The sequence below is a fragment of the Phycicoccus ginsengisoli genome, assembly GCF_054779295.1.
The window spans coordinates 1-19,295 of record NZ_BAAGYN010000012.1 but is presented as its reverse complement, the minus strand read 5'-3'; the positions used below and the strand labels follow the sequence as shown (position 1 = coordinate 19,295).

Annotated in this window: 22 protein-coding genes and 3 tRNA genes; 20 read left to right on the top strand and 5 right to left on the bottom strand. The window is 72.2% G+C overall.

The genetic code is table 11. From position 1 onward, the window contains the following. Positions 1-9 precede the first annotated feature (9 nt). The 8 genes from ACYVDO_RS17550 (at position 10) to ACYVDO_RS17515 (ending at position 5,142) form a co-directional block, all read left to right on the top strand. Entirely contained in the window at positions 10-1,227 is a 1,218-nt protein-coding gene (locus ACYVDO_RS17550; protein ID WP_460938272.1) for a CaiB/BaiF CoA transferase family protein, read from the top strand. A gap of 35 nt (positions 1,228-1,262) precedes the next feature. Continuing rightward, a complete protein-coding gene (locus ACYVDO_RS17545; protein WP_460938451.1) occupies positions 1,263-2,417 on the top strand; it encodes an acyl-CoA dehydrogenase family protein in 1,155 nt (384 codons plus the stop codon). A gap of 156 nt (positions 2,418-2,573) precedes the next feature. Then, positions 2,574-2,646 (top strand) — tRNA-Thr (locus ACYVDO_RS17540). A 32-nt stretch (positions 2,647-2,678) separates the two neighbouring features. After that, positions 2,679-2,752: transfer RNA gene (locus ACYVDO_RS17535), tRNA-Met, on the top strand. 113 nt (positions 2,753-2,865) lie between these two features. Further along, positions 2,866-3,036, top strand: a complete 171-nt coding sequence (rpmG, locus tag ACYVDO_RS17530; RefSeq protein ID WP_310154042.1) for a 50S ribosomal protein L33 — start codon at positions 2,866-2,868, stop codon at positions 3,034-3,036. 161 nt (positions 3,037-3,197) lie between these two features. Then, positions 3,198-3,644 (top strand): FAS1-like dehydratase domain-containing protein, encoded by a 447-nt coding sequence (locus tag ACYVDO_RS17525; RefSeq protein WP_460938269.1) that lies wholly within the window; start codon positions 3,198-3,200, stop codon positions 3,642-3,644. Then, entirely contained in the window at positions 3,641-4,069 is a 429-nt protein-coding gene (locus ACYVDO_RS17520) for a MaoC/PaaZ C-terminal domain-containing protein (protein WP_460938267.1), read from the top strand. The genes ACYVDO_RS17525 and ACYVDO_RS17520 overlap by 4 nt, the downstream gene beginning before the upstream one ends. Further along, positions 4,069-5,142, top strand: a complete 1,074-nt coding sequence (locus tag ACYVDO_RS17515; RefSeq protein WP_460938265.1) for a UDP-N-acetylmuramate dehydrogenase — start codon at positions 4,069-4,071, stop codon at positions 5,140-5,142. Before ACYVDO_RS17520 ends, ACYVDO_RS17515 begins: the two co-directional genes overlap by 1 nt. 60 nt (positions 5,143-5,202) lie before the next feature. Here the strand turns inward: ACYVDO_RS17515 and ACYVDO_RS17510 are convergent, their stop codons facing one another. The 5 genes from ACYVDO_RS17510 to ACYVDO_RS17490 all read right to left on the bottom strand — a co-directional run bounded on the left by ACYVDO_RS17510 (position 5,203) and on the right by ACYVDO_RS17490 (position 10,748). Beyond that, positions 5,203-6,225 (bottom strand): adenosine deaminase, encoded by a 1,023-nt coding sequence (locus ACYVDO_RS17510; RefSeq protein ID WP_460938263.1) that lies wholly within the window; start codon positions 6,223-6,225, stop codon positions 5,203-5,205. 21 nt (positions 6,226-6,246) lie between these two features. Beyond that, the gene (locus ACYVDO_RS17505; RefSeq protein ID WP_460938261.1) at positions 6,247-7,260 is read right to left on the bottom strand and encodes a TolB family protein; all 1,014 of its coding nucleotides are present in this window, start codon (positions 7,258-7,260) and stop codon (positions 6,247-6,249) included. Then, on the bottom strand, positions 7,257-8,621 hold the full coding sequence (locus ACYVDO_RS17500; protein WP_460938259.1) for an MFS transporter: 1,365 nt from the start codon (positions 8,619-8,621) through the stop codon (positions 7,257-7,259). Before ACYVDO_RS17500 ends, ACYVDO_RS17505 begins: the two co-directional genes overlap by 4 nt. 179 nt (positions 8,622-8,800) lie before the next feature. After that, positions 8,801-9,298, bottom strand: a complete 498-nt coding sequence (locus ACYVDO_RS17495; RefSeq protein WP_460938257.1) for a DUF5709 domain-containing protein — start codon at positions 9,296-9,298, stop codon at positions 8,801-8,803. 139 nt (positions 9,299-9,437) lie between these two features. After that, entirely contained in the window at positions 9,438-10,748 is a 1,311-nt protein-coding gene (locus ACYVDO_RS17490; protein WP_460938254.1) for a PLP-dependent aminotransferase family protein, read from the bottom strand. A gap of 234 nt (positions 10,749-10,982) precedes the next feature. On the opposite strand from ACYVDO_RS17490, the gene ACYVDO_RS17485 reads away from it, so the two are divergent. The 12 genes from ACYVDO_RS17485 to ACYVDO_RS17430 all read left to right on the top strand — a co-directional run. Then, positions 10,983-11,055 (top strand) — tRNA-Trp (locus ACYVDO_RS17485). A 61-nt stretch (positions 11,056-11,116) separates the two neighbouring features. After that, entirely contained in the window at positions 11,117-11,389 is a 273-nt protein-coding gene (gene secE, locus ACYVDO_RS17480; protein ID WP_460938252.1) for a preprotein translocase subunit SecE, read from the top strand. Positions 11,390-11,453: 64 nt separating this feature from the next. Then, positions 11,454-12,314 carry a transcription termination/antitermination protein NusG gene (nusG, locus tag ACYVDO_RS17475; RefSeq protein WP_460938250.1) on the top strand — a complete coding sequence of 287 codons (861 nt, stop codon included), beginning with the start codon at positions 11,454-11,456 and terminating at the stop codon, positions 12,312-12,314. Between the two features lie 96 nt (positions 12,315-12,410). After that, positions 12,411-12,842 carry a 50S ribosomal protein L11 gene (gene rplK / locus ACYVDO_RS17470; protein ID WP_460938248.1) on the top strand — a complete coding sequence of 144 codons (432 nt, stop codon included), beginning with the start codon at positions 12,411-12,413 and terminating at the stop codon, positions 12,840-12,842. 109 nt (positions 12,843-12,951) lie between these two features. Beyond that, positions 12,952-13,671, top strand: coding sequence for a 50S ribosomal protein L1 (gene rplA, locus ACYVDO_RS17465; protein WP_460938246.1), 720 nt, complete (start codon positions 12,952-12,954; stop codon positions 13,669-13,671). Positions 13,672-13,837: 166 nt separating this feature from the next. Further along, complete coding sequence (locus tag ACYVDO_RS17460) at positions 13,838-14,593, top strand: hypothetical protein (RefSeq protein WP_460938244.1); 756 nt, start codon at positions 13,838-13,840, stop codon at positions 14,591-14,593. A 266-nt stretch (positions 14,594-14,859) separates the two neighbouring features. Then, positions 14,860-15,501, top strand: coding sequence for a 50S ribosomal protein L10 (rplJ, locus tag ACYVDO_RS17455; RefSeq protein WP_460938242.1), 642 nt, complete (start codon positions 14,860-14,862; stop codon positions 15,499-15,501). A gap of 72 nt (positions 15,502-15,573) precedes the next feature. Next, entirely contained in the window at positions 15,574-15,963 is a 390-nt protein-coding gene (gene rplL, locus ACYVDO_RS17450) for a 50S ribosomal protein L7/L12 (RefSeq protein WP_091763241.1), read from the top strand. A gap of 238 nt (positions 15,964-16,201) precedes the next feature. Next, positions 16,202-17,248 carry an ABC transporter ATP-binding protein gene (locus ACYVDO_RS17445; protein ID WP_460938239.1) on the top strand — a complete coding sequence of 349 codons (1,047 nt, stop codon included), beginning with the start codon at positions 16,202-16,204 and terminating at the stop codon, positions 17,246-17,248. After that, positions 17,245-18,015, top strand: a complete 771-nt coding sequence (locus ACYVDO_RS17440; RefSeq protein WP_460938237.1) for an MlaE family ABC transporter permease — start codon at positions 17,245-17,247, stop codon at positions 18,013-18,015. Before ACYVDO_RS17445 ends, ACYVDO_RS17440 begins: the two co-directional genes overlap by 4 nt. Before the next feature lie 13 nt (positions 18,016-18,028). Next, positions 18,029-18,856: an MlaE family ABC transporter permease gene (locus tag ACYVDO_RS17435; protein WP_460938235.1), complete on the top strand. Its 828-nt coding sequence runs from the start codon at positions 18,029-18,031 to the stop codon at positions 18,854-18,856. A gap of 3 nt (positions 18,857-18,859) precedes the next feature. Beyond that, the coding region (locus ACYVDO_RS17430; RefSeq protein WP_460938232.1) for an MlaD family protein at positions 18,860-19,295 on the top strand (436 nt) is incomplete at its 3' end.

The window sequence follows — 19,295 nt, the reverse complement described above, 5'->3', positions numbered from 1 at the left end:
GGTGCCCTCGTGACCGCCCCGCTCGACGGCCTGCTCGTCGCCGACTTCAGCCGGGTGCTCGCCGGGCCGTACGCCACGGCGACGCTTGCCGACCTCGGTGCCGAGGTGGTCAAGGTGGAGCGGCCGGGGCTCGGTGACGACACCCGGCACTGGGGGCCTCCCTGGACGCCGACCTCCTCGTCCTACTTCGAGTCCGTGAACCGGTCCAAGCGCAGCATCGAGCTCGACCTCAAGGACCAGGCCGACCTCGCGCTGGCCCGCGAGCTGGCCCGTCGCGCCGACGTCCTGGTCGAGAACCACCGCAGCGGCGCCCTCGACCGGCTCGGCCTGGGCTACGCCGAGGTCAGCCGCGACAACCCCGGCCTCGTCTACTGCTCGGTCACCGGTTTCGGCAGCGGTGCGGGGGCCGACCTGCCGGGCTACGACTTCCTGGTCCAGGCGGTCGGCGGCCTGATGAGCATCACCGGTGACCGGGACGGCGAGCCCACCAAGGTCGGCGTGGCCCTCGTCGACGTGCTCACGGGCAAGGACGCCGTCGTCGGGGTTCTTGCCGCGCTGGCCGAGCGGGCCCGCACCGGGCAGGGGCAGCACGTCGAGGTCAACCTGCTCACCAGCCTCCTGGGCGCCCTGGCCAACCAGGCCGGCGCCTACCTCGCGACCGGCGACAGCCCCACCCGGATGGGGAACCGCCACCCCTCGATCGCGCCGTACGAGACGCTGCGCTGCCGCGACGGCTCGGTCGCCGTGGCGTGCGGCAACGACGGGCAGTTCCGCCGCCTCGCCGAGGCGCTCGGTGTGCCCGAGCTGGCCGACGACCCCCGGTTCGGCCGCAACCCCGACCGCGTGGCGCACCGCGACGCCCTGGTGACCGCCCTCGAGGACGCCCTGCGTGCGGACGACGCCGACGCCTGGGTGAAGCGCATCGGCGACAGCGGGGTGCCCGTCGGCGTCGTCGGCGACCTCGGGTCGGCGTTCCGGCTGGCCGAGTCGCTCGACCTCGGGCCGACCGTCGACGTGGGGCCCGACCACCCGCGGCAGGTCCGCCACCCCGCCACCTACTCCCGCACCACCACCCGCCCCATGGGTGCCCCGCCGGCCCTGGGGCAGCACAATGACGAGATCCGGGCCTGGCTCGCCCAGCCGGCCGGCGGCCGCCGAGGCGCGGCCGTCCGGACGGCGCAGCGGACCGAACCAGGTGCCGGGCACACCGAAGGAGAGACACCGTGAGCACCCCCCAGAGCAAGCGCACCCCGCTCGACCCGATGGACCTCGCAGGCATCGACGACCTGCTGACCGACGACGAGAAGGCCGTCCGGGCCTCGGTCCGCCAGCTGTGCGACAAGCTCGTCGACCCCCACGTCGCCGACTGGTTCGAGCGCGGCGAGATCGACGACATCCGCGGCCTGGCGCGGGAGTTCGGCTCCCTCGGCCTGCTCGGCATGCACCTCGAGGGGTACGGCTGCGCCGGCCTGAGCTCGGTCGACTACGGCCTGGCCTGCCTCGAGCTGGAGGCCTCCGACTCCGGGGTGCGCTCCCTCGTCTCGGTGCAGGGGTCGCTGGCGATGTTCGCCATCCACCGCTGGGGGAACGAGGAGCAGAAGCAGCAGTGGCTGCCGCGCATGGCCGCAGGCGAGGCGATCGGCTGCTTCGGGCTCACCGAGCCCGACCACGGCTCCGACCCCGGCTCGATGCGCACCCGCGCGCGGCGCGACGGCGACGACTGGGTGCTCGACGGCTCCAAGATGTGGATCACGAACGGCTCCATCGCCGACGTCGCGGTGGTGTGGGCCCAGACCGACGAGGGCATCCGCGGCTTCGTCGTGCCGACCGACACCCCCGGCTTCTCCGCCCCGCTGATCAAGCACAAGATGTCGCTGCGTGCCTCGGTCACCTCCGAGCTGGTGCTCGACGGCGTTCGGCTCCCTGCCGACGCGGTGCTGCCCGAGGTGCGCGGGCTCAAGGGGCCGCTGTCCTGTCTCAACGAGGCGCGCTACGGCATCGTCTGGGGTGCCCTCGGCGCGGCCCGCTCCTCCCTCGACGCGGCCCGCCGCTACGCCATCGAGCGTGAGCAGTTCGGCCGGCCCATCGCCGGCTTCCAGCTGACCCAGCAGAAGCTCGCCGACATGGCGCTGGAGCTGGTCAAGGGGCAGCTGCTCGCGCTCCACCTCGGCCGCCGCAAGGACGCCGGCACCATCACCCCGACCCAGGTCAGCCTCGGCAAGCTCAACAACATCCGCGAGTCCCTCGAGATCTGCCGCACGGCCCGGACCATCCTTGGGGCGAACGGCATCAGCCTCGAGTACCCCGTCATCCGGCACATGAACAACCTCGAGTCCGTGCTGACCTACGAGGGTACCGTCGAGATGCACACGCTCGTCGTGGGTGAGGCGCTGACCGGGGTCTCGGCCTTCCGGTGACGTCTCCGGAGCCGGTGGCAACAGGGTCGCGCCGCCGCACCGGAGGGACCGCGCGGGACGAGCAGGGGGCGGTCGCAGTCGATTTCACTCCCGGTGGGCTGACCCTGTAGTCTCACCGTCGCACTTCCGCGCAGACCTCCTGCGCAGGACGGGCAGGCCCCCTTAGCTCAGTCGGCAGAGCGTTTCCATGGTAAGGAAAAGGTCGTCGGTTCGATTCCGACAGGGGGCTCTGGTCCGGCGCCGCAGGGCGTCGAACCCCGAGGCGGGGTAGCTCAGCTGGTTAGAGCGCACGACTCATAATCGTGAGGTCGCGGGATCGAGCCCCGCTCCCGCTACAACGGCGATTTCAGGTTTCGGCCCGAGGTCGCGTATCTTGATGTGTCGCCGCGTGACCGTGTGCGCGGCCCGCGAGTTCTTTCCACCGTCAGTTTCGAGAGCAGGTTGCCCCGTGGCTAGCAAGAGCGCAGACGTCCGCCCCAAGATCACCCTGGCGTGCGTGGACTGCAAGGAGCGCAACTACATCACCAAGAAGAACCGTCGGAACAACCCCGACCGCCTGGAGATGAAGAAGTTCTGCCCGCGCGACGGCAAGCACACCCTGCACCGCGAGACCCGCTGAGCAGCGCGCCGACAGGCGCACCCCGAGAAGCCGCCCCGGACCTACCCGTCCGCAGGGCGGCTTCCTCGTCCCCGGGGCGGCGGCGCCCGGTCCCGCAGCAGTACGCCCGCGCCTGTGGGCTGGGTCGGTCCCGGCGACGCCCCGCCCCTAGAGTGGGCGCCATGGCCGTGAACGCAGACTTCGTGGGGCGCACGTACCCGCCCAGTGGCCCGTATGCCGTCGACGCGGCGATGCTCACGGCCTTCGCCGAGGCGGTCGGGTCGCACGACCCGGTGCACTCCTCGGCCGAGGCCGCGCGCGCCGCGGGCTACCGCGACGTCATCGCGCCGCCCACCTTCGCGGTGAGCATCGCCCAGCAGGTCGACCGGCAGTACGTCGCGGACCCCGAGGCTGGCATCGACTACAGCCGCGTCGTCCACGGCGAGCAGAAGTTCGTCCACCACCGCCCCATCACCGCGGGCGACCAGGTCCTGGGGACGCTGACGGTCGACTCGATCCGCCAGGCCGGCGGCCACTCGATGGTGACGACCCGCACCGAGCTCTCGACGCAGGACGGCGAGGCGCTGTGCACGTCGACCTCGACCATCGTCGTCCGGGGAGGGGAGTGACCGTGGCCGTCCGCAGCTTCGAGGAGGTCAGCGCCGGTGAGACCTTCGGCCCCACCACGGTGCACGTCGGCCGCGACACGCTCGTGGCCTACGCCAACGCCTCCGGCGACCAGAACCCGATCCACCAGGACGAGGACTTCGCCCGCTCCGTCGGCCTGCCCGACGTCATCGCCCACGGCATGTGGACCATGGGCGCCGCCGGCGCCGTGCTCGAGGACTGGGTGGGCGACGGCGGCCGGGTGGTCGAGTTCGGCACCCGGTTCACCTCCATGGTGGTCGTCCCGCGCGACGGCGCCGACCTCGTCGTGGCGGGCACGGTGAAGTCCCTCGACGAGGAGACCCGTCGCGCCACGGTCGAGCTGACGGTCACCGCCGAGGGCACCAAGGCGCTGGGCCGGTGCCTCGCGGTGGTGGCGCTCGCCTGATGCGCGAGGAGCACGACGCCCCCATCGCGCCCCTGACCACGATGCGCGTCGGCGGTCCGGCCGCGCGGCTGGTCACCGCCGAGACCATCGACGAGGTCGTCGACACCGCGCGCGAGGTCGACGACGCCGACGAGCCGCTGCTCGTCCTCACCGGCGGCTCCAACGTCGTCGTCGCCGACGAGGGCTTCCCCGGCACCGTGCTGCGGGTCGCCACGGACGGGATCACCGTCGAGTCGGCCGACCTGTGCGGCGGGGTCATGGTGCGGGTTGCGGCCGGCGTGCCCTGGGACGACCTCGTCGCCCGAGCCGTCGCCGAGGGGTGGGCCGGCATCGAGGCGCTCTCCGGCATCCCCGGTGGCACGGGCGCGACCCCGGTGCAGAACGTCGGCGCCTACGGGCAGGAGGTCGCCCAGACGATCGCCTCGGTCCGGGTCTGGGACCGCCGCGAGCAGGCGGTCCGCACCGTCGCCAACGCCGACTGCGGGTTCACCTACCGGCACTCCCTCTTCAAGGCGACCGACCGCTACGTCGTCCTCGACGTCCTGTTCCAGCTGGTGCCAGGCGAGCTGAGCCGCCCCGTGGCATACGCCGACCTCGCGCGCCAGCTCGACGTCGAGGTGGGCGACCGGGTGCCGCTCCCCGACGTCCGCGAGGCGGTCCTCGCCCAGCGCCGGCGCCGAGGGATGGTCCTCGACGCCGACGACCACGACACGTGGTCGTGCGGCTCGTTCTTCACGAACCCGATCCTGTCCGCGCAGCGGTTCGCGGACCTCGAGCGACGGGCGGCCGAGCGGCTGGGCCCCGACGGCCCGACGCCGCCCCGCTTCCCCGACGCCGACGGCCACGTCAAGACGTCTGCCGCCTGGCTGATCGAGCACGCCGGCTTCGGCAAGGGCTACCGCCTGCCGGGCCCCGCGGCCCTGTCCACCAAGCACACGCTCGCGATCACCAACCGTGGCGGCGCCACCGCTCGGGAGGTGGCGGCGCTGGCCCGGGAGCTGCGTGACGGCGTGCAGGCGGCGTTCGGCGTCACGCTCGTCAACGAGCCGGTCTTCGTCGGCCACGACCTCTGACACGGGGCCGGCGCCGGCGGGCGGAAGCCGCGGTCACCGCACCGGCGACCGGTCAGCGGGTCAGCCCGCCAGCCAGGCGTCGACCGCCTCGAACGCCTGCTTGCGGACGTCCTCCGGCGCCCTCGACGCCCGCAGCGAGCCGCGGGCCAGCTCGGCGAGCTCCTCGTCGGAGAACCCCAGCGCCTCGCGGGCGGTGTCGTACTGCGCGGCCAGCCGCGAGCCGAACAGCAGCGGGTCGTCCGCCCCCAGGGCCACCGGGATGCCGCGCTCGACGATCGTGCGCAGCGGCACGTCCCGGTCCCGGCCGTAGACGCCCAGCGCGACGTTGCTGCGGGGGCACACCTCGAGCGCGACGCCGGAGTCGGCCACGAGGTCCAGCACCCGGGGGTCCTCCACCGACCGCACGCCGTGACCGATCCGGTCCGGCCGGATGGACTCGAGGGTCGTCTCGACCGCCGTGGGGCCGAGCAGCTCGCCGGCGTGCGGCACCAGCGCCAGCCCCGCGCGGCGGGCGATGGCGAAGGCCGGCGCGAACTCCTGCGTGACCCCCCGTCGCTCGTCGTTGCTGAGGCCGAAGCCCACGACCTCGCCCGGGCCCTCCCCGGCATACCGGGCGGCCAGGCGGGCCAGCGTGCGGGCGTCGAGGGGGTGGCGGATGCGGCTGGCCGCCACGATCACGGCCACCCCGGTGGGACCGGCCGTGGACGCCAGCCGGGCCTCGTCGAGCACGATCTCCAGCGCCGGCGTGATCCCCCCGACGAACGGTGCGTACGACGTGGGGTCCACCTGGATCTCCAGCCAGCGCGACCCCTCGGCGGCGTCGTCCTCGGCCGCCTCGCGGACGATCCGGCGCAGGTCCGACTCGTCACGGACGCAGGCGCGCGCCGCGTCGTAGAGCCGCTGGAACCGGAACCAGCCCCGTTCGTCGCGGGCGCTCAGCCGCGGCGGGTAGTCCGTCGTCAGCGCGTCGGGCAGCCGGATGCCGTGCTTGGCGGCCAGCGCGTGGACGGTCTGCACCCGCATCGACCCGGTGAAGTGCAGGTGGAGGTGCGCCTTGGGCAGCTCGAGGACCGGGCGCGACATGCCGTGCAGTCTTGCACTCCCTCACCGCACGACGGCGGGGGACCACGCCTTCGCGATGAGCAGCCGGGGCGCGCCGGTGCCGTCGGCCGGCACCGCCCACACGTTGCTCTCGGCAGCGGCCGTCCCCTCGCCCGGCAGCCCGTAGAGGATGGTCGCGTCGTCGAGCCACTCCACCTGGTCGTCGACGGAGTGCTGCTCCGCGAGGGCGGTCTCGCGCCCCGTCGCGAGGTCCATCACCGCGAGCCGCCAGTCGCCGGGGCCGCGGTCCCCCCGCTTCTTGTAGGCGACCTTCGTGCCGTCGGGCGAGAGGGAGGGGCACTCGGCGTCCTGGCGCAGTGTCGTGACGGTCCGGGTCGAGAGCCGCCCGGACGCGAGCCAGGTCTTCCCGCCGAACTGCACCGTCACGTAGAAGTGGTCGTCGTCGGGGGCGAACGTCACGCCCCAGTAGTTGCGGTCCGACGGCGTGACCGTCCGGCCCCGGTGGACGAGCCGGAACGTCTCCAGGTCGACCGACGCCCCCGTCGCGAGGGTCGTGACGACCGTCCGGGTGGAGAACGCCTTGGCTGCGTAGGAGTCGCCGGAGACGAAGCTCGTGGTGGCGGCGAGCTTCGCGTCGTCCGACAGCCGCGCCCGGCTGGGCGTGCCGGTCAGCGGCAGGTCGACCTTCGGGCCGCCGGCGTCGGCCCACGCCCGGGCGGTGTACGTGGTGACGACGCCGGGGTCGGACGCCAGGCACAGGGTGTGTCCCGAGGCGGCGAACACCCGGTCGCAGCTCGCGCCGGTGAACGCGCGGGCGCCACCCGGTGCGGCGAGCGGCACCATGGCGACCCGTCCGTAGTCAGGGCCGATCGCGGTGTTGCGGAAGACGATCCGCGGCCCGGACTGCACCGTCGCCACCGCGACGGTGGCCTGGGCGGGCGCGGTGCGCACCGCCTCCTGCCGGGCGTCGTGCGAGCGCACGAGGTATGCCGCCGTGCCCCCGACGAGGACGAGCGCGAGCGCCACGAGGGTGGCGAGCCGGCCCCGGGTGCTCACGCCGCGGCCCCGGGCGGGGCGGTGCCGGGACGCAGCCCGCGCAGCAGCCAGCCGCACGCGCCGACGGCGACCACCAGCGCGACGGCCACTGTCACGACGGCGGGGCCGCGGCCCAGCCCGGTCCAGAGCGCGCCGAAGACCAGGGAGGACGAGAGCCGGGCGAGGGCCTGCACGGTCTGGGCGGTGGCGATCCCGCGGGCCCGGGCACCGGCGGGCACGAGCTGGGAGGTCAGGGCGGCGAGGACGCCGTCCGTGGCTGCGTAGAACGACCCGAGCAGGAGCAGGCAGGCGAGGGTCAGCCCGAGCCCGCCGGCCGGTGCCGCGGCGCACAGGTAGGCGCCCACGAGGAGCAGGTGGCCCGCCACGAGGACCCGGGCCCGGCCGAACCGGTCGGACAGGCGCCCGAACGGCACCGCCAGGGCGAGGTAGGCGACGTTCGTGCCGACGAACAGCAGGGGGAACCACGTGGCGGCGAAGTGGTCACGGTGCTGCAGCGACAGGTAGAGGAAGCCGTCGCTGATGGTGAGCACCCCCAGCAGCGCCGAGACGAGGACGACGCGGCCGAACCGGGGGTCCCGCAGCGTGCGCCACGACGGCACGGCGGTCCCCGGGCCCCGGCCGACGCCGGCGACACCCCGTCGCGGTCGCAGGTCGGGCACCATGAGGCCGAGCAGGGCCAGGCCCAGGACGGCCGCCGCGAGCGAGGCGAGGAAGACCCCGCGGTAGTCGCCGGGCACGAGCCACAGGATCGAGAACGCCAGCAGCGGCCCGATCACGGCCCCGGTCGTGTCCAGGGCCCGGTGCACCCCGAAGGCGCGGCCCAGGGAGTGCTCCGGGGTCGAGGCCGCGATGATCGCGTCCCGGGGTGCGGTGCGCAGCCCCTTGCCCAGCCGGTCGAGGGTGATCACCGTGGTCACCGCCCCCAGGCCCTGGGCGAGGAGCAGGAGGCCCTTCGTCGCTGCGGACAGGCCGTAGCCGGCGAAGGCGACCCACTTGGGCCGGTCGGCCCGGTCCGAGAGCCAGCCACCGAGGATGCGCACGAGCGCGCTGACGCCTTGGTACAGCCCGTCGACGAAGCCGTAGGCCAGCGGCGACAGCCCGAGCACCGCCGTGAGGTAGAGCGGCAGGACCGCCGACACCGACTCCGACGAGATGTCCGTGAGCAGGCTGACGAAGCCGAGCAGCACGACGGTGCCGCCGACCCCTCGCCGACGGCCGGGAGGGGCGGGACCGGTCGCGCCGGCCGTGTCGGGGGCCGTCTCGGCGGCCGTCGCCGATTCGGCATGCCGGCTCCGGGGCTCCGGGGACCCGTCGGCCTCGGGGTCGTCCGGCGCGGGGCGCGGGCGCTCGCTGAGGTACACCCGATCCCCCTCCGCGCGTCGCCGCCGCGCCCGGAGCGGCCGGCGTGGCAGGAAGTCTAGGAACGCAGGGACCGGCACAGATCGTCCTCGCGCGGATTCACAGGATCGGCGCGGTGGGGTACCGTCCGGCCCGGCCCCGCCGGGGCGCCGGGCCCGGCGCCCGTCAGCCCTCGTGCCCGTCAGTCCTCGACGACGTGGACCGCCGACTCCTCCGGGCCCTCGGCCAGGCCCGCCTCGGAGGCGTCGAGGTCCTTCTCGGTGTCCTCGCGCACGCCCTCGTCCGGGGCCACGAGTTCGCCGGCGGCCAGGTCACCGACCTCGGAGTCTCCGATGAAGTCGTCCTCGGCCGCGATCGAGTCGGGGTCGTCGCCACCGACGCGGTCCCGCGGGTCCTCGTCGAGCCCGGACTCGTTGTCCGGGGCGCCGTACGCGCTCGCCGGGTCGGGCTCCTCCTGCATGATCCGCTGGTCGAGCGACTCGCCCTGCTCCTGCTCGGAGGCGGTGGTGCCCCACTCCGTGCCCCGCGGCTGCATGTCCGGGGGCGACCAGGGCTCGTTGTCGCCCTCGCTCGTGTCGAGCAGCTCGTCCTGCCCGAACCCCGAGTCCACCGCGTCGTCGACGCTGTAGCTGCCCGTCGCGTCGTCCTCGATGCTCTCCACGCCTGGCTGGTCGCTCATGGGACCAGCCAACGCCAGCCGGCCCCACCGCGCAACCGGCAGAGGTCCCCTCGCGTGACACGCGCCCAAGGGGTGGCGAAGGGTCCTTCGCCACCGGGTGAGGAGCCGTTCGCCACCCCCTCGGCGGTGGCGACCCGGGTCAGGCCTGCGCGCGCAGCCGCTCCGCGCTGGCGAGCAGCACGCAGGTGGTGACGGCCTCCATGGCAGCCGTGACCTGCTCCAGGGGCGGGAAGGTCGGGGCGAGCCGGATGTTCCGGTCGCGCGGGTCGTCGCCGTGGGGGAAGGAGGACCCGGCCGGCGTCAGCGCGATGCCCGCGGCCTTGGCCAGCTCCACCACCCGAGCGGCGGTGCCGTCGAGCACGTCGAGGCTGACGAAGTAGCCCCCCGTGGGGTGCGTCCACTCGGCCACCCCGAGTCCGCCGAGCCGCTCGGTGAGGATCCGGTCGACCTCGGCGAACTTGGGGGCGATGATCTCGCGGTGCTTCACCATGTGGTCGCGCACGCCCTGGGGGGAGCCGAAGAACTGGGCGTGCCGAAGCTGGTTCACCTTGTCGGGGCCGATCGCGCCCTTGCCGAGGTGGCCCGTGTACCACTTCACCGTCTCCACCGACCCGGCGAGGAAGGCGACGCCGGCGCCGGCATACGTGATCTTGGAGGTCGAGGCGAACATGACCGGGCGGTGTGGGTGCCCCGCGGCCGCCGCGAGGCTGAGGATGTCGGCGCTCTTGGCCTCGTCCCGGGTGAGGTGGTGGAGGGCGTAGGCGTTGTCCCAGAAGATCTTGAAGTCCGGGGCGGCCGTCTCCATCGACGCCAGCCGGGCCGCGACCTCCTGCGTGACGACCGAGCCGGTGGGGTTGGCGTAGGTCGGGACCACCCACATGCCCTTGATGCTGGGGTCCTTGGCCGCGAGCTCGGCGATCGCCTCGGCGTCCGGTCCGTCCTCGTGCATGGCGACCGTCAGCATCTCGATCCCGAACCAGTCGAGCAGCGTGAAGTGCCGGTCGTACCCGGGGACGGGACAGATGAAGCGGACCTTCTCCTCCCGGCCCCACGGGCGCTCGCCGTCGACTGCGCCGTGCAGCCACAGGTCGACGAGCACCTCGCGCATCATCGTCAGCGACGAGTTGCCGCCCGCCACGACCTGCTCGGGGGAGACCCACAGCAGCTCGGCGAAGATCTCGCGCAGCTCGCGGATGCCCTCAAGGCCCCCGTAGTTCCGGGTGTCGACGCCTGCGGCGTCGGTCGTCCCGTGGGGGAGGGCCAGCAGCCCGTCGGCGAGGTCGAGCTGGGCGCTGGCCGGCTTGCCGCGCGTGAGGTCCAGGCTCAGGCCACGCTCCACGAGCGCGTCGTAGGCGGCCTGCTGCTCCTGCGCGAACGCCTCGAGCTCGGCCTGGGGGAGCTCGGCGAGGGGGGTGGCGGTGGGGGTGCTCTGCTCGGTCACGTGCCCCATGGTCCCAGAGCCCTCGTACGCCGCGCGGGGGCGTCCGGACGCCGGTCACCGCCGGGCCCGGTCCGGGCCGGCTGGGCGCTTGCGTCCTGTCGCTGGGGCCCGACCCGGCGAGTTCGCGTTCGGCCCCGAGCCTCACGTATGCTTGCTCCTCGGTTGACTTCGACCATGCTTCCGGCGTGCCCGGAATGCGGTCGTGGTCGGCCACCGGGAGCACCGCCCCACCGGGGCTCCCGTAGGGCAGTGGCTCAATTGGTAGAGCACCGGTCTCCAAAACCGGCGGTTGGGGGTTCGAGTCCCTCCTGCCCTGCGCACAGCAGGACCCGTGACGTCACCCGGCGGCGCGGCACACCCCAGGGAGAGCAGTCGTCGTGACGGATGTGAGCGCGGGCACCCGCGGCTCTGGTCGTACCAGCCGCCAGGGCGGCAAGGGCGGCGGCAACCCCGTCTCGCGGTTCTTCCGGGCGGTGTCGCTGTTCGTCAGCCAGATCCTCGACGAGCTGCGCAAGGTCGTCCGGCCGACGCGCTCCGAGCTGGTCAACTACACGATCGTCGTGATCGTGTTCGTGACCGTGATCATGGCACTCGTGGCGTCGATCGACTTCGGCTTCACCAAGCTCGTCCTGTGGGTCTTCGGCGGCTAGTCCCCGCCCTGCCGCACTCGCCCGGGCCCGGCCCGGGTTCACCAGAAGGAAGTAGGTCATCAGCGTGTCCGACCAGTGGACCACCGAGAACGCCGAGCCCGAGACGGAGCCGACGTCGCTCGACGCCTCCGCCGAGCTCGAGGAGGGCCTCGCCGGCGAGGCTGCCGCGCCCGAGGCCGCTGACGACGCCCCCGTGACCACCGACGAGCAGGACGAGGCGGCCCCCGCCGACGACGCCGCGCTCGAGGAGCAGTCGGCCGAGCCGGCCGAGGAGCCCGAGGCCGCCGAGGCGGTCGACGCCCCGATCGGCGACCCGGTCCAGGAGTTCAAGGACATGCTCGCGAGCCAGTACGGCGAGTGGTACGTCGTGCACTCCTACGCCGGCTACGAGAACCGCGTGAAGGCCAACCTCGAGAACCGCACGACCTCCCTCAACATGGAGGACTACATCTTCCAGGCCGAGGTGCCGATGGAGGAGGTCACCGAGATCAAGAACGGCCAGAAGAAGCTGGTCCGCCGCGTCCGGATGCCCGGGTACGTCCTGGTCCGGATGGACCTCACCGACGAGTCGTGGGGCGCCGTCCGCCACACCCCCGGCGTCACCGGCTTCGTCGGCAACGCCCACCAGCCGGTGCCGCTGAGCCTCGACGAGGTCTTCACCATGCTGGCCCCGTCCGACCTCGGCGCCGAGCAGGCCGCCGCGGGCGGCACGGGCACGGGTGCCGGCGCCGGCAAGCCCCGCGAGGTCGCGGTCGTCGACTTCGAGGTCGGCGAGTCCGTCACCGTCATGGAGGGCCCGTTCGAGACCCTCCCGGCCACGATCTCCGAGATCAACCCCGACACCCAGAAGCTCAAGGTGCTCGTCTCCATCTTCGGCCGGGAGACCCCGGTCGAGCTGTCGTTCAACCAGGTCGCCAAGATCTGACCGGACGGCAACCACCCCGGGTGACCACACGGCACCCCGGGGCCTGCAACCGGGTCATCGCCCACGGCGTCGGCCCACCACACCAGAAGGAAACACATGCCTCCCAAGAAGAAGGTCTCCGGCTTCATCAAGCTGCAGATCCAGGCCGGCGCGGCCACCCCGGCTCCCCCGGTCGGCCCGGCGCTCGGTCAGCACGGCGTCAACATCATGGAGTTCGTCAAGGCGTACAACGCTGCGACGGAGTCCCAGCGCGGCAACGTCATCCCGGTGGAGATCACGGTCTACGAGGACCGCTCCTTCACCTTCGTCACCAAGACGCCGCCGGCCGCTGAGCTGATCAAGAAGGCCGCGGGCGTGCAGAAGGGCTCCGGCGAGCCGCACAAGACCAAGGTCGCGTCGCTGTCCGCCGACCAGGTCCGCGCCATCGCCGAGCAGAAGATGGAAGACCTCAACGCCAACGACGTCGAGCAGGCCATGAAGATCATCGCCGGCACCGCCCGCTCCATGGGCATCGACACCAGCCTCTGACGAGGCACCCTCGGGTGTGCCGCATGAGGGGCATCCCGGGGCCGTGGCAGGACCAGCGCTGGTCCGCTGACCACAACTCCAACCGCAGTACCGACAACAGGAGCAGAACATGAAGCGCAGCAAGGCCTACCGCGCGGCCGCAGAGACCATCGACGCCGCCAAGTCCTACGCCCCGCTCGAGGCCGTCCGTCTCGCCAAGGGTGCCGCCAAGGCCAAGTACGACGAGACCGTCGAGGTCGCGATGCGCCTCGGTGTCGACCCGCGCAAGGCCGACCAGATGGTCCGTGGCACCGTCAACCTGCCGCACGGCACGGGCAAGACCGCCCGCGTCCTGGTCTTCGCCAACGGCGACAAGGCCGAGGCCGCCCGTGAGGCCGGCGCCGACTACGTCGGTTCCGACGACATGATCGAGAAGGTGTCGGGCGGCTGGCTCGACTTCGACGCCGTCGTCGCGACCCCGGACATGATGGGCAAGGTCGGTCGCCTCGGAAAGGTCCTCGGCCCGCGCGGCCTCATGCCGAACCCGAAGACCGGCACCGTCACCATGGACACCGCCAAGGCCGTCTCCGACATCAAGGGCGGCAAGATCGAGTTCCGCGTCGACAAGCACGCGAACCTCCACTTCATCATCGGCAAGGCCTCGTTCGACGAGAAGTCGCTGGTCGAGAACTACGCGACCGCACTCGAGGAGGTCCTGCGGCTCAAGCCGTCCGCCTCCAAGGGCCGCTACATCCTCAAGGCCACGATGAGCACCACGATGGGCCCGGGCATCCCGCTGGACTACACCCGCACCCGCAACCTGCTCAGCGAGGAGACCGCGGAGGCCTGAGCCCCGCGCCACGCCGACCACGAGCCCGCCACCTCCGCCGAGGTGGCGGGCTCGCGGCATCCTGGGCCGAGCGGCAGGGCCGGACGCCGTAGGGTGGGTCCGGCAGGGGGACGAACCCCCGGAAACCAGCCGCGCCGCGCGACGCGGCCGACCGAGGGGGACCTCCATGAAGACGACCACCATCGCTGCTGCCGTGCTGGCGGCCGCCCTGGGGCTCGCGGGCTGCGGCAGCGCCTCGGACGCCGGGACCGGCACCTCGAGCGCGGCGAAGAGCTCGGCGCCGGCCGGGGTGAAGTCCGGCGACACCGTCGACGGCGCCGCGCTCGCCAAGCGGATGACCGACGCCATGGTCGCGGCCGGATCCGGTTCGATGGCGATGGACTTCGGTGGCCAGGGCAAGGCCAGCGGCAGCTTCGTCATGAAGGACAGCTCGATGGAGCAGCAGATGACCATGGAGCTGCAGGGGGAGAAGCTCGAGGTCGTCTCGCTCGGCGGCGTCATCTACATGAAGGGGCTGCCCGGCTCGCAGAAGCCGTGGGTCAAGATCGACCCCAAGGCGGACGACCCGGTGAGCAAGATGTTCGCCGGCCTCGCGGGGCAGGACAACGACCCGCGACAGTTCGCCAAGGCGCTGCAGGGGACCAAGGCCAAGGTCGTCGGCACGTCCGGCGACACGACCGAGTACGAGGTCACCATCGACCCCACCACGCTGCTGGGCGGTACGGGCGGCTCCACCGCGGCCCCGTCGGTCGCGCCGGTGACCGCGCACTACACGCTGGACAAGCAGGACCGCCCCACCCTCATGACCACCCAGGTGCAGGGCCAGACGCTGAAGATCACCTTCTCCGACTGGGGGAAGAAGTCCACCATCACCGCGCCGCCGGCCGACCAGGTGGGGACCTTCAAGCTCCCCACGGGCTGAGCGCCAGCCCTGTCGGGCGGCGGGGGCGGCAGCGATTTGGTCGCTGCCGCCCCCGCCGCGTACGCTGGGCCCTGACCAGAGACCGCTTGGTTGTCCCCGTGCCCGGCACGGAGACCGAAGGTCCCACGTGAGGTGGGCGCCAGCGCAGGCCGGAACCACCGAAGTGCCGATCCGTCGGTATGCCGTGAGCCCCGTGCCCTGTGCCGGGGCTTTCTTCATGGGGGAGCAGGCCCCCGGGCGGTCGCACACCACGGAAGGGAGGCCCCATGGCAAAGGCTGACAAGGCTGCCGCCATCGCCGAGCTGTCGGACAGGTTCCGCAACTCCGGCGCGGCCGTGCTGACCGAGTACCGCGGGCTGTCGGTGAAGCAGATCACCGACCTGCGGAACTCGCTGCGCGGGAACGCCACCTTCGCCGTCGTGAAGAACACGCTCACCGAGCTCGCCGCGAAGGAGGCCGGAGTCACGGCCTTCGACGGCCAGCTCGTCGGCCCGTCCGCCATCGCGTTCGTCGATGGCGACCCCGTCGAGGCCGCCAAGGGCCTGCGTGACTTCGCCAAGGCGAACCCCCTCCTCGTGATCAAGGGCGGCGTCCTCGACGGCAAGGCCCTGTCTCCCGAGGAGATCACGAAGCTCGCGGACCTCGAGTCCCGCGAGGTTCTCCTGGCCAAGCTGGCCGGTGCCCTGCAGGCGTCGCTCAGCCAGGCCGTCTACCTCTTCGCCGCGCCGCTGTCGCAGACCGCTCGGGTCGTCGACGCGCTGCGGGCCAAGGTCGAGGCGGAGGGCCCCGTGGCCGCCGCTGGCACCGAGGCTGCCGAGGCCCCCGCGGCCGAGGCTCCGGAGACCCCCGCCGAGGCCCCCGCGGCCGAGGCCACCGCAGACGTCGCCGAGGGTGGCGACGAGAGCTGACCCCCCGGGGCCGGCTCACCAACCAAACCGCCACTCACGGCATACGAAGTAAGAGAAGAAAGGACGCCCACCATGGCGAAGCTCTCCACCGACGAGCTCCTTGAGGCCTTCAAGGAGATGACCCTCATCGAGCTCTCCGAGTTCGTGAAGCAGTTCGAGGACACCTTCAACGTCACCGCTGCGGCCCCGGTTGCCGTCGCGGCCGCCGGCGCCCCCGCCGGTGGCGGCGAGGCCGCTGCCGCCGAGGAGCAGGACGAGTTCGACGTCGTCCTCGAGGCTGCTGGCGACAAGAAGATCCAGGTCATCAAGGAGGTCCGCGCGCTGACCTCCCTCGGCCTGAAGGAGGCCAAGGACCTCGTGGACGGCGCCCCCAAGCCCGTCCTGGAGAAGGTCGACAAGGCTGCTGCCGAGAAGGCCAAGGAGGCCCTCGAGGGCGCCGGGGCCACCGTCACCCTCAAGTGACCTCGTGCTCCCTCCGGGGAGCACGAACTCCGCGAAGGCGGGTCCGACCACACGGTCGGGCCCGCCTTTCGTCGTCCCGGCCGCCGTCCACGTCCCGTCCCCACGCCGCCCCGATGCCGTCCCCCGTCGGCGCGCGCCGCCGCGGCATACCGGCCCCGTAACCTCCGCGCCCGCGTCTCGTTGAGCCCTGCGAACCGGGGCCCTCATCGGGGCATGCACTTTCACGACGAGGTGGGACGTGGGCACAGAGATCAAGGTCGAGGGCCTGACGAAGCGTTTCGGGTCGCAGCTGATCTGGAACGACGTCAGCCTCACCCTCCCCGCCGGCGAGATCTCGGTCATGCTCGGGCCCTCCGGCACCGGCAAGTCGGTGTTCCTCAAGACCCTCGTCGGCCTGCTCAAGCCGGACGCCGGCTCGATCTGGATCCAGGGCCAGGACCTGACCCGTCTGCGCGAGCACGACCTGTACGAGGTGCGCAAGCTGTTCGGCGTGCTGTTCCAGGACGGCGCCCTCTTCGGCTCGATGAACCTCTTCGACAACGTGGCGTTCCCGCTGCGCGAGCACACGAAGAAGTCCGAGTCCGAGATCCGGAACATCGTCCTGGAGAAGATGGAGCTGGTCGGCCTCCAGGGCGCCGAGGACAAGCTGCCGGGTGAGATCTCCGGCGGTATGCGCAAGCGCGCCGGTCTGGCGCGGGCCCTGGTGCTCGACCCGGAGATCCTGCTCATCGACGAGCCCGACTCGGGCCTGGACCCGGTGCGCACGAGCTACATCAACCAGCTCTTCATCGACCTCAACGCCCAGATCGATGCGACCTTCCTCATCGTCACGCACGACATCAACTCCACGCGGACGGTGCCGGACAACATCGGCCTGCTCTACCACAAGCACCTGGCGATGTTCGGGCCGCGGGAGATGCTGCTCAGCTCGGAGGAGCCGGTCGTGCGCCAGTTCCTCAACGCCCAGACGATCGGGCCCATCGGCATGTCCGAGGAGAAGGATGCCGACGAGCTGGCCGCCGAGTCGGGCCGGGAGCTGCCGCCCCTGCCGCCGATCCCGCTGCAGCTGCGCACTAGCGACGGCTCGCCGCGCCGCGGTGAGCGTCCCGCGGGCGAGTGGTGCCGCGCCAACGGCATCACGCCCCCGCCCGGGTCGTTCGAGTCCCACCACGCAGGCCTGTCCCCGGCCGGTGCGACGACCAGCCGGGCCCACGACGTGACGGACGAAGGGAACACGGGCCGGCACGCGGCGGCCCACCCCGTCGCGGAGGAGCCGGTCGCATGAGCAACCCGGTGACCGGAGCGCTGCGCCAGAGCGGGTCGCTCTTCGCGCTGGTCCTCGACGTCGTCCGGGCACTGCCGCGGCGGCCGTTCCAGACCAAGGAGTTCATCCAGCAGTGCTGGTTCATCGCCTCGGTGACCATCGTCCCCACGGCGCTGGTGTCCATCCCGTTCGGCGCGGTCATCGCCCTGCAGCTCGGCACCCTCACCCGCCAGCTCGGTGCCCAGTCCTTCACCGGCGCGGCCTCGGTCCTCGCCGTCATCCGTGAGGCGTCGCCCATCGTCACGGCCCTGCTCATCGCCGGCGCCGGCGGCTCCGCCATCTGCGCCGACCTCGGCTCGCGCAAGATCCGCGAGGAGATCGACGCCATGGAGGTGCTGGGCATCAGCCCCATCCAGCGGCTCGTCGTCCCACGGGTGCTCGCCGCGATGCTCGTGGCCCTGCTGCTCAACGGGCTGGTGTCGGTCGTCGGCGTCGCGGGCGGCTACTTCTTCAACGTGATCATCCAGGGCGGCACGCCGGGCGCCTACATCGCCTCGTTCACGGCGCTGGCCCAGCTCGCCGACCTGTGGACGTCGGAGATCAAGGCGCTCATCTTCGGCTTCATCGCCGCGGTCGTGGCCTCCTACAAGGGGCTGACGGCGGGCGGCGGCCCCAAGGGAGTCGGCGACGCGGTGAACCAGAGCGTGGTCATCACCTTCATGTTCCTGTTCGTCGTGAACTTCGTCGCCAGCGCCGTCTACTTCCAAGTCGTCCCCCAGAAGATCTGAAGGAGGTGCGCGGATGAGCAAGGTCATGGACATCGCGGGCCGCCCGGGGCGGGCGCTCGACAGCCTGGGCGAGCAGATGCGCTTCTACGTGCGCTCCCTCGCCTGGAGCCCGCGGACGCTGCGCCGCTACAAGAAGGAGGTCGTCCGCCTGCTCGCCGAGGTCTCCCTCGGCTCCGGTGCGCTCTCCGTCATCGGCGGCACCGTCGGCGTCATCGCCTTCCTCGCCTTCTTCACCGGCAGCCAGGTCGGCCTGCAGGGGTACTCCTCGCTCAACCAGCTCGGCACGGGGGCGTTCACCGGCTTCGTGTCGGCCTACCTCAACACCCGTGAGATCGCCCCGCTCGTGGCCGGGCTGGCCCTCGCCGCCACGGTCGGCTGCGGCTTCACCGCCCAGCTCGGCGCCATGCGCATCTCCGAGGAGGTCGACGCGCTGGAGGTCATGGGCATCCCCTCGCTGCCGTTCCTGGTGACCACCCGCATGATCGCCGGGTTCGTGTCGGTCGTGCCGCTGTACGTCCTGGGCCTGCTCTCCTCGTACGGCGCGACCCGCTTCATCGTCGTCCACTACTTCGGCCAGTCGGCGGGCACCTACGACCACTACTTCCACCTGTTCCTGCCGCCGATCGACGTCCTGTACTCCTTCCTCAAGGTGATGGTCTTCGCAGTCGTGATCATCCTGATCCACTGCTACTACGGCTACACCGCGTCCGGCGGCCCGGCAGGGGTCGGGGTGGCCGTGGGCAAGGCCGTGCGCACCTCCATCGTGGCGATCAACATCGTGGACTTCTTCTTCTCGCTCGCCGTGTGGGGCGCCACCACGACCGTCCGGATCGCGGGGTAGCGGATGTCCCAGCACACCGAGGACGGCGTGGGACCCGCGCGCGGCTGGATGTCGCGCCTGGGCAACCGCGCGTACGGCGTCGGCTTCGTGGTCGTCCTGCTCCTGCTCGTCGGCCTGTCCGTGGCCTCCTTCCAGAAGCGCTTCACCCCCGTCGTGACCGTCACCCTGCTCACCGACCGGGTGGGTTCGCAGCTCCAGACGTCCTCGGACGTCAAGCTGCGGGGGTTGATCGTGGGGGAGGTGCGCAGGGTCGAGACGACCGGCAAGGGCGCGCGGCTGGTGCTGGCGCTCGACCCCTCGACGGTCGGGCTCATCCCGGCGAACGTGTCGGCGCGGTTGCTGCCGAAGACGTTGTTCGGGGAGCGGTACGTCGACCTGGTGTCGCCGCAGGCGGGTAGCCCGGCGCGGCACCTGCAGGATGGCGACACGATCGAGCAGG

Excerpts from the sequence above, each read along its gene's own strand:
- ACYVDO_RS17490 (WP_460938254.1), bottom strand. The coding sequence starts at position 10,748 with ATGGGGCACGTGACCGAGCAGAGCACCCCCACCGCCACCCCCCTCGCC.
- ACYVDO_RS17545 (WP_460938451.1), top strand. The coding sequence starts at position 1,263 with ATGGACCTCGCAGGCATCGACGACCTGCTGACCGACGACGAGAAGGCC.
- ACYVDO_RS17440 (WP_460938237.1), top strand. The coding sequence starts at position 17,245 with ATGAGCAACCCGGTGACCGGAGCGCTGCGCCAGAGCGGGTCGCTCTTC.
- ACYVDO_RS17515 (WP_460938265.1), top strand. The coding sequence starts at position 4,069 with ATGCGCGAGGAGCACGACGCCCCCATCGCGCCCCTGACCACGATGCGC.
- ACYVDO_RS17495 (WP_460938257.1), bottom strand. The coding sequence starts at position 9,298 with ATGAGCGACCAGCCAGGCGTGGAGAGCATCGAGGACGACGCGACGGGC.
- ACYVDO_RS17460 (WP_460938244.1), top strand. The coding sequence starts at position 13,838 with ATGAAGACGACCACCATCGCTGCTGCCGTGCTGGCGGCCGCCCTGGGG.
- rplJ (WP_460938242.1), top strand. The coding sequence starts at position 14,860 with ATGGCAAAGGCTGACAAGGCTGCCGCCATCGCCGAGCTGTCGGACAGG.
- ACYVDO_RS17510 (WP_460938263.1), bottom strand. The coding sequence starts at position 6,225 with ATGTCGCGCCCGGTCCTCGAGCTGCCCAAGGCGCACCTCCACCTGCAC.
- rplL (WP_091763241.1), top strand. The coding sequence starts at position 15,574 with ATGGCGAAGCTCTCCACCGACGAGCTCCTTGAGGCCTTCAAGGAGATG.
- rplA (WP_460938246.1), top strand. The coding sequence starts at position 12,952 with ATGAAGCGCAGCAAGGCCTACCGCGCGGCCGCAGAGACCATCGACGCC.
- ACYVDO_RS17525 (WP_460938269.1), top strand. The coding sequence starts at position 3,198 with ATGGCCGTGAACGCAGACTTCGTGGGGCGCACGTACCCGCCCAGTGGC.
- ACYVDO_RS17435 (WP_460938235.1), top strand. The coding sequence starts at position 18,029 with ATGAGCAAGGTCATGGACATCGCGGGCCGCCCGGGGCGGGCGCTCGAC.
- rplK (WP_460938248.1), top strand. The coding sequence starts at position 12,411 with ATGCCTCCCAAGAAGAAGGTCTCCGGCTTCATCAAGCTGCAGATCCAG.